Origin of the sequence: Enterococcus florum (genome assembly GCF_004309355.1) — a bacterium.
GTDB lineage: Bacteria > Bacillota > Bacilli > Lactobacillales > Enterococcaceae > Enterococcus_A > Enterococcus_A florum.
Map to the genome: position 1 here is coordinate 98092 of NZ_BJCC01000005.1, position 7761 is coordinate 105852.

Genomic DNA, 7761 nt, shown 5'->3' on the forward strand with positions numbered 1-7761 from the left:
CAGTTTTCCCGACTTATTCTCTCAATAATTAGTACAATATTCTTTTAGCAGCTCATCGGCTTCTTTCTTTCTTTTGAAGAAAACTTTTTCAGCTTGGATATTCGTTTCTATCCGCACACAGTATCGATGGTCTACACTGCTAACAGTCATTTTCTGGATACTTTTCACTGGAATCAATTTGAATTGACCATCTATTAAATCAAATAAAAGAAAATTTTCTGTGCCAACGACTTGTCCTCTGTTGGCGACAAATCTACGGTTATTTTTGATTTCCGTAATTAGTTTTTTATCTAGCTTTTCGATATCACTAAACTTATCAATATCAAAGTATTGCTTGATCGTATCTACAAGAACATTGTCTTTTGATGATTTCTTCTTTCTTCTTAAAAATAAAAATCCTAGAAAAACAGCTAGGTAAAGAACTGCTAACAACTGAATATCAGATACTTTGAAGTTTTTTTCTAGAAATAATCCATTAATCAGATACATCAGCAAAATCATTGAAGCACCCTTCAAAAAAAATTGTAGCTGGTTCAATGTTTTATCCAACGTAACTTTACGCAATAAAATTCCTTGGCCTCCCATTTTAATTCCTCCCACACTTAACCTCGAAAAATTCATGAATTTCCTTTTCATAGCGTAGATTTTTCATAACAGAAATAAATCCGTGCTCTTTCGTAAGTTCGTATAATCGTGTTACAGCCTTGATATGACTTTTTTTGTCCTTTGGAGCAATGACGATGATCAGACTGATGAAAATTCCTTCCGCAAATTTAACGGGTTCGTCTAACTTCAATAGAGACATTCCAATTTTATAGACGCCATCTTCGGGACCTGCATGGGGAATTGCCACATCAGGAGCAATGACTGAATACGGATATTCCGGATCATGATGTTCTATCACTTTTTTAATATAATCAGGAGAAACATAACCTTCTTTTATCAATGGTCTTCCTGCAATTCGGATCGCTTCTTCTACCGACTTCACCTTTCGATAGATCTGAATATGAGAGATTGGCAATAAATCAACCAGTGAAGGATCTCTTTTTTGATAAGCTTTCACCTCTAAATTCATTTCAGAAGAAAGAACGCAATTTTGCAGCTCTTTAATCAGCTGTTCTTCGTCTACTACATTCGTATTTTTCTTGACGATGCTAATGACATTTTTGATTAGTTCTTTGTTCTCTGAACCAATTCTGGATCGATCAAAGTTCACTCTTCGACGGACTTCATTCTTTATTTGAAGTTTATCCTCATCTGTGAGTAAATGATTAACGATAAATAATTCTTTCGTTGTATTTACTGGAACGGTAGAAAATACAATATCAATCGAATCTACATCCTCTTGATAAAATTCTTTTAATGACATATTTTGAATGAACTCGATATCTTCAAAGAGCAGCTTCAACTCGCCCAATAACAATTTTGAAACCGATACCCCGTGCTGGCAAATAACAACTGCACGTTTTCTTTTATTCCTACTATCTAATTCTTCATTAATAAAACTAAGAAGAATAATGGATATGTAGATTAACTCGCCTTCAGGAAAAGAAATATCCAAATAGGCTTCAATCATTCCAATAGATTGCTTAACCAAAGGATGAATAAATTCATAGTTTTCGATACTGTCTAAAGACAGCATTTCATTGTCTGGCAATCCAAACTTGATACGATAATAAGCTGGAATAAGATGCTGATACAACGCTTCTTCTAAATGAGCTTTGTTTTTAATATCCGTGATACCTAAGATTTCAAAGTTGCTGATAAAAGCCCTTATTTTTTCTAACAGCTCTAGGTCTTTATAGGAAGAACGAATTTTGATTAAGCTCGTGCTTAGTAACTGAATAGAGATAAAATGGACTTCAATCCAAGAATTTTTTTCTCTAAAAAAGGGCTTTAAGGCAGTATAAACTTTAGAATAGAAATCCTTTTCTACCATTTGAACATAGCTGCCAAATTCACCTTCTTTGATCATATTTTCCTGTTGAGATCGTGTAGAGCACATGTAGCTAATTAAATAGAGATCCTGCAGTTTTAATTCTGTGAATTCTAAGCCCAATTCGTGCTCTAAGTGATGGATTCTTTCTTTAATCTCTTCTAATACAGATGTTTTAACGCCAATAACTGTTAAATAATTTTCTAAACTATCTTTGGTTTTTTCGATTTCTCTAATCATCTTGATCCCTAGGCGACGAATCTCTACTTCATTTCCTTTTAGAAAGAAACCTTTTTTTCTTGAGAAATCTAGCTCGATTCCCAATGGGGTCAGATACTCTGCCTGCAGCCTTTTCTTATCTTTAAGGATTGTATTTTTACTAACGAACATCTTTTCAGCTAAGGTCTGTAACGTTTCTTCTTGGTTTAATAAGATAATCATGTAAAGGAGGCTGCTTCTTTCTTTATCAGAAAAATGGATTGTTGGGGATACTTTAGCCACGTAGCTTTTGATCTTTTTTACGTCTCCAGTGAGTGTGAAAAAGATTCCTTCTTTTTTTATCTTTCCTAAAGAACTCATTTCAAGGTCCCCATTGATTTTCCTTATCCGGTAATCAATTTTTCCTTTTGACAAGTTAAATTTTGTTTCTAAAGAAGTTGAAGAGATGCTATTACTTAAAAGAATCGTCTTCAGCAACTGTATCTCCAACATATCCATGATTACTTCCTCCTTGGACCATTGCTTATAAACGGATCAACATATCGCTTGTTCCACGCTTAAAATAATCATTTAAAACCTCCCTCAATAAGTAAGGGGAGCGTGGAATTGCATCAATGGTATCTCCTGCAATATGTGATGTGATGATTAAGTTATCTAACTTCAATAAAGGATCCTCTGCTTGAATCGGTTCTTCCCAAACAACATCTGTTGCTGCACCTGCTATTTGGTGAGCTTCTAACACTTCAATGAAATCAGCCTTGTTAACAATATCTGGTCGTGCAGTGTTGATTAAATATGCAGAGGGTTTCATCTTCATAAGCAATTCTTTATTGATCATATTTGTAGTTTCCGGTGTAACTCTCACATGAAGCGAAAGAATATCGGCTTGTTCAAAAAGTTCATCCAATTCCATAAATTCAATGGCTAAGTTTTCAGCCTTAATTTTCTCTCGATCAACAAATGGATCATAAGCCATAACTTTGACCCCTAAATTGTTCAATCGTCTGACTACTAATTTCCCAATATAACCCAGTCCAACTAATCCTACAGTTAAATTAGCTAGTGTTGTTTTATAGGGATCGTTTGGGAACTGTTTTGGCCACTTTCCTTGCATAACTTGCTGGTGAGAAAAAGCAATGTTTCGTGTTAATGCATAGATCAGCCCTATCGTGAAATCAGCAACCGGCTCTGCATTTCGAATGACATGAATTAGAGGAATCTTTCTCTTTTTCACCTCTTCTAAAGCTATATGCTCTAATCCACCTCGGCAAGTCCCGATTACTTTCAAGTTAGGTGCAGCTTCTAACATCGCTTTTGATATTGGAGCAATATGAACTAAAAGATAATCTGCATCCGCTAAGTCCGCTAAAATCCCCTCAGGTATAGCAACATTTTCTGGTCCATTTTGTTCAATTAATTTAATTTTTTCTTGGAACTGTTCTTTATTCAGTTCACTGTACCATTTATATTTTTTTACCTCAATTGGTTTTTCAATAGCTAATTCAAGCGCTGCTTTTTCCAATACATCGGCTGATACTAATCCGTCCCCTACTACGATAACTTTTGACATAGCTATGCAGCAGCCCCTTCCTCATTAATCAACCCAGCTTCTTCCTCCAATTTTGCCATTTTCTCTAAATAAGCATGAATTGATTCTTTTTTCATTCGTACAACAACGTATAAGATGATGTAGACAACAACAGATAATCCGATCCATAACGGGTTTTGGGTCATAAATATCAGGAATAATATTCCCATAATATGATTGGTCATTACCGCAAAACTACAGATCATCATTGCTCCCTCAGGCAAATTCACACCTACTTCTGTTGCAACTGCTGTAAAGATCGGGGCAACTGCTGTAATTATATATAATCCGCCTGCACACCAAAGTGCACCGCTAATCAATGACTTAAAGATATTTCCATTAGAGATACAGATAATTAATTCTATCATGTAAGGGATTGCAATTAAGTCCACCATTGGCAGTGTTTGATTCCCTGGTAAGAAAATGGCCATAAGCAATACAATTGGGATAAGCAGCATACCGGTTAATATTGTTGCTGTTTCTCCGTAACCCGCAGCGTCATTAATAGCTAAATACCAAACACGATCTTTTCCACCAGATTTTGCTGTCCGTTTGGAAGCATCTGTGATTGTTGTAAACGCAGAAGCAAAAATTCCAGCGATTTTCGGAAAGATCGCCATGATAGCAGAAGTTGCAATTCCGATAATCATGATGTCTCCCCAGCCGGTTAATGTATCCAGACGCATGAAGTTCCCTGCTAAGCCTAAAGCCAGACCCAAAATGAAACCTAAAGAAGTTGGTTCTCCCAGAAAACCTAATTTGTCTTGCAGCGTTTCAGGATTCCAGCGAACTTTATTCGCTCCCAATTTGGTCAAAATAAAGTCCATAACCATTGCTAAAGGAACGGAACAAATATGATGAGGTGCAGTCATCGTACAGCGAGGATACCCATAATAAGTTGACCATCTTTTTGCAACAATTTCGGAAAATACTAAACAATAAAGATTAGATAGGACCATTAAGCCAATTGACAGCCATAAATTCTTTGTTGAAATAAAGAGCATAGACCCCCACAACATGAAGGAGTAATTGTTCCATAGATCAGACGGCATAAAAATGTCTGTAAATTTAACAACGAATAGAACTGCCTGCAAGACCAGGCCTAGAGCTAAAAAGATCATCCCTACTTGCGTCGAGTAAGCAACCACACTTGTTGCCTGCCAACCTGTGTCCAGTATGCGTAAATTTACTCCTGTTTCTTCTACCATCCGATTGATAGCCGGTGTAACAATTGGTGTATACGCACCAATGATCATATTAAAACCGGTAAGACCAATCCCTGCGTTCAAAGCAGCATTAAATGCTTTTTTTGGTTTTACCTTCATAATTAAAGCAATAAAGAAAATGATAACTGGCACAACAATCGCTGCACCAAAAGCATCCATTATATTAGACAAAACATCTAACATTGCACTTCCCCCTTTCCGCGTTCCATCCTAATCAACCAATTTTTCTGCTGTTTCTTTTAGTTCCTCGAAGAATTCATCTTCCCCCATGCCAGATAATAATCCTACTGCATTGATTGTAGGAATATCATATTTCCCTTTTAAGGGGCTTGTATGAACAATGAGATCCCAGTTTCCTGAAGCCATTTCTCCATCAACTCCACCAGGATTCACTTCAACTGTCTTTGCCTTAATCCCCATATCATCCAAAAAATCTTTTACTTTGCCTGCTACCATCGAACTTGTTACAGTTCCTGAGCCACATACTGAAATCACATTTAATCTTTTCGCCATTCTAGTTCCTCCTAATTTTTTCGATCTTCTAAAATTCCCGCTTTCGGGGTTACACCAAATTGATCTGAAAGTGCCCACAACTGTTCACTGGAAATCTTTTGCTTAAAGCCTCCTGGAACGGACACTACACGCATATAAATGTCAGCTGCCTTTTCAACTGTTTCTACTAAACCAAAAGCATCGTCCATTGATTGTCCTGCCCCCATAATGCCATGATGCGGCCAGATAACTACGCGAGAATCGCGCATTTTCTCAGCGGATGCCAATCCTAGTTCAACAGTTCCTGCTACCATCCAAGGTAATACCGATACACCATCAGGGAAAACAACTAAACATTCAGTGATCATTTCCCATAACGATCGAGTAAATTTCTTTTCATCCAATTCGTGAACAAAAGTCATCGCTGAAATAGCAATCGAATGACAATGTAAAATTACGCGATGATCTGGATCCTGTGCCAGACGTACAGCATGACATTTTAGATGGGAAGCCAACTCACTAGTTGGTACGCCGCCATCTTCTAATCCCCACAAAACATGGTATTTTTTCCCATCATCAGAAATTTTTACAATAGCCAAATTCTTTGCAGGATTCTTACAAATATTTTTGAAATAGCTTCCTGAAGCAGATACTAAGAAAATTTTTCCTGCCAGCTCCTTTACTTCGAAGTCTAAGTCTGCTTCATTAATACTTCTTCCCAAATCTAAATACAGGCGGACTTCCTCTGTATCTAGCATATAACTGATATTACCACCGTTACGTTCATCCCAGCCATTGCGCCATAAATTTTTTGTCACTTCACACATTTCATTAATAAAAGGTGATTCATAAATATCATGGATAATCATTATTTGTCCTTCTTTCTATTCAAAAAAGTTTGTCACTATTTCCAATATTTTTTCTTTGTTTATCTCGCTTTCTAGAGCATCCATTACTTCAATGTTCGAAAACATCGCCATCAAGGTTTGCAAAAGCTGTAACTGATCTTCCCCTTTGTTAAACCCTAAAAAGAATGCATATTTAGCTTGGATATATTCCTCAGTAGTTCCCATTTGACCAAAAGAAACTTCTTGTTGCAGTTTAACAATGTAAATAAAAGGTTCCTTAATATGTGTTGGGTCTGTATGAGGAATCGCCACTGCAAAGGTTGGTGTTTCCAATCCAGTTGGATACTCCTTTTCACGTTCTTTAATCGCATTTGGGTAACTATCCTGAATGAAGTTCAACTGACTTAATTTCTGCGAAACAAAATCAACTAATCCTGAAAAATCAGTATCTTTTTCGTAAATATCTACCAGATTGAGATGAAACATTTTCTTAGTAATAATCATTAACGAGCCTCCTTTCCTTTTGTTTATGCTGTTAGCTTACCATCAGGAAAAGAACTTAAGTATACGCTTTCATCACAAAAAAATCTTTCGCTTCAAAAAAAAGTGTGATGTTCTCTTATTTCGTTTGTTGCTCTGACTGTAAAACATTTCCTAGCAATAAGCACAAAGAGGGAAGCTGCCTACACAGCTCCCCAAAGATAGTATCTTTTAAGAAAGTACTTAGATTTCATTACTAGAAAGACTCACTTAAGTGAGAGTTTCGTCTCTTTAATCGACAACTTCAATTCCCGTAACCTTCGAAAAGATCGCTGGATATACCTCTAATATAAGTCCTTTATACGTACCTTTCCAACAATAGCCTTCTACAAATCCCCTATCTCCATTTAATTGGGATTCAACTAAATACGTATAAAATTTTCTGGAAAACCTATCTTTTACGTAAGTATTTGACCTTTTGGAAATTTTAATGAGAGATAGTTTTTAGATTATTCTGACTACATTTGTACAATGTTAGTGAATGTAAATCTCTTTAAGCTTTACTCTTCTGCTTTCCCCTTTCGTCGAAGCAGAATCAGCCGAACCAGGATCATTCCTAGCATCACACTCGCTGTGATAATTGCCGCAAGCAGTACCTTTCGATCTACTTGAGTATTGTTGACTGCCTTGATCTTGTCCTTTTCTTCTGGCACATAGGCGGTGCGAATCCCTCGTACCAATAGGCGGTGCGAATTAACGCCATACGGTGTACACGTCACGATCGTACAGTGGTCCTCTCCAGCAACAGGTCGCAAAGCCTCGGTCTCTTCTGGCAGTACAACCTTGATTTGATCGACCTTGTAAGCCAGCGTCTGATCTAAGACAGTCAAATAAAACAGATCCCCTTGTTTCATTTCAGTCAAGTCTGTTAACAGCTTGCCGGAAGTCAGTCCCGTATGGCCGGTCAACACA

The 7761-nt window shown here is 36.9% G+C and carries 8 protein-coding genes and 1 pseudogene; all 9 read right to left on the reverse strand.

Annotation, left to right across the window (positions count from 1 at the left end; genetic code table 11):
- Nucleotides 1–21: 21 nt before the first annotated feature.
- On the reverse strand, nucleotides 22–600 hold the full coding sequence (locus NRIC_RS02920) for a hypothetical protein (RefSeq protein ID WP_227873718.1): 579 nt from the start codon (nucleotides 598–600) through the stop codon (nucleotides 22–24).
- Nucleotides 587–2176, reverse strand: coding sequence for a BglG family transcription antiterminator (locus NRIC_RS02925; protein WP_227873721.1), 1590 nt, complete (start codon nucleotides 2174–2176; stop codon nucleotides 587–589). The genes NRIC_RS02920 and NRIC_RS02925 overlap by 14 nt, the downstream gene beginning before the upstream one ends.
- A 24-nt stretch (nucleotides 2177–2200) precedes the next feature.
- Nucleotides 2201–2653: pseudogene (locus NRIC_RS19770) on the reverse strand (helix-turn-helix domain-containing protein); the annotation flags it as partial.
- A gap of 25 nt (nucleotides 2654–2678) precedes the next feature.
- On the reverse strand, nucleotides 2679–3725 hold the full coding sequence (locus NRIC_RS02930; RefSeq protein ID WP_146621207.1) for a 2-hydroxyacid dehydrogenase: 1047 nt from the start codon (nucleotides 3723–3725) through the stop codon (nucleotides 2679–2681).
- A 2-nt stretch (nucleotides 3726–3727) separates the two neighbouring features.
- Nucleotides 3728–5152, reverse strand: coding sequence for a PTS galactitol transporter subunit IIC (locus tag NRIC_RS02935; protein WP_146621208.1), 1425 nt, complete (start codon nucleotides 5150–5152; stop codon nucleotides 3728–3730).
- A gap of 27 nt (nucleotides 5153–5179) precedes the next feature.
- Entirely contained in the window at nucleotides 5180–5482 is a 303-nt protein-coding gene (locus NRIC_RS02940) for a PTS sugar transporter subunit IIB (protein WP_146621209.1), read from the reverse strand.
- A gap of 11 nt (nucleotides 5483–5493) precedes the next feature.
- Nucleotides 5494–6330 carry a rhamnulose-1-phosphate aldolase gene (gene rhaD / locus NRIC_RS02945; RefSeq protein ID WP_146621210.1) on the reverse strand — a complete coding sequence of 279 codons (837 nt, stop codon included), beginning with the start codon at nucleotides 6328–6330 and terminating at the stop codon, nucleotides 5494–5496.
- 15 nt (nucleotides 6331–6345) lie between these two features.
- Complete coding sequence (locus NRIC_RS02950) at nucleotides 6346–6813, reverse strand: PTS sugar transporter subunit IIA (protein WP_146621211.1); 468 nt, start codon at nucleotides 6811–6813, stop codon at nucleotides 6346–6348.
- Nucleotides 6814–7349: 536 nt separating this feature from the next.
- On the reverse strand, nucleotides 7350–7761 hold a 412-nt coding region (locus NRIC_RS02955; RefSeq protein WP_146621212.1), incomplete at its 5' end, for a sortase.

What these genes read in the sequence shown, in the direction of transcription:
- NRIC_RS02935 (WP_146621208.1), bottom strand. Translation starts at nt 5,152, where the DNA reads ATGTTAGATGTTTTGTCTAATATAATGGATGCTTTTGGTGCAGCGATT.
- NRIC_RS02925 (WP_227873721.1), bottom strand. Translation starts at nt 2,176, where the DNA reads ATGATTAGAGAAATCGAAAAAACCAAAGATAGTTTAGAAAATTATTTA.
- NRIC_RS02930 (WP_146621207.1), bottom strand. Translation starts at nt 3,725, where the DNA reads ATGTCAAAAGTTATCGTAGTAGGGGACGGATTAGTATCAGCCGATGTA.
- rhaD (WP_146621210.1), bottom strand. Translation starts at nt 6,330, where the DNA reads ATGATTATCCATGATATTTATGAATCACCTTTTATTAATGAAATGTGT.
- NRIC_RS02940 (WP_146621209.1), bottom strand. Translation starts at nt 5,482, where the DNA reads ATGGCGAAAAGATTAAATGTGATTTCAGTATGTGGCTCAGGAACTGTA.
- NRIC_RS02950 (WP_146621211.1), bottom strand. Translation starts at nt 6,813, where the DNA reads ATGATTATTACTAAGAAAATGTTTCATCTCAATCTGGTAGATATTTAC.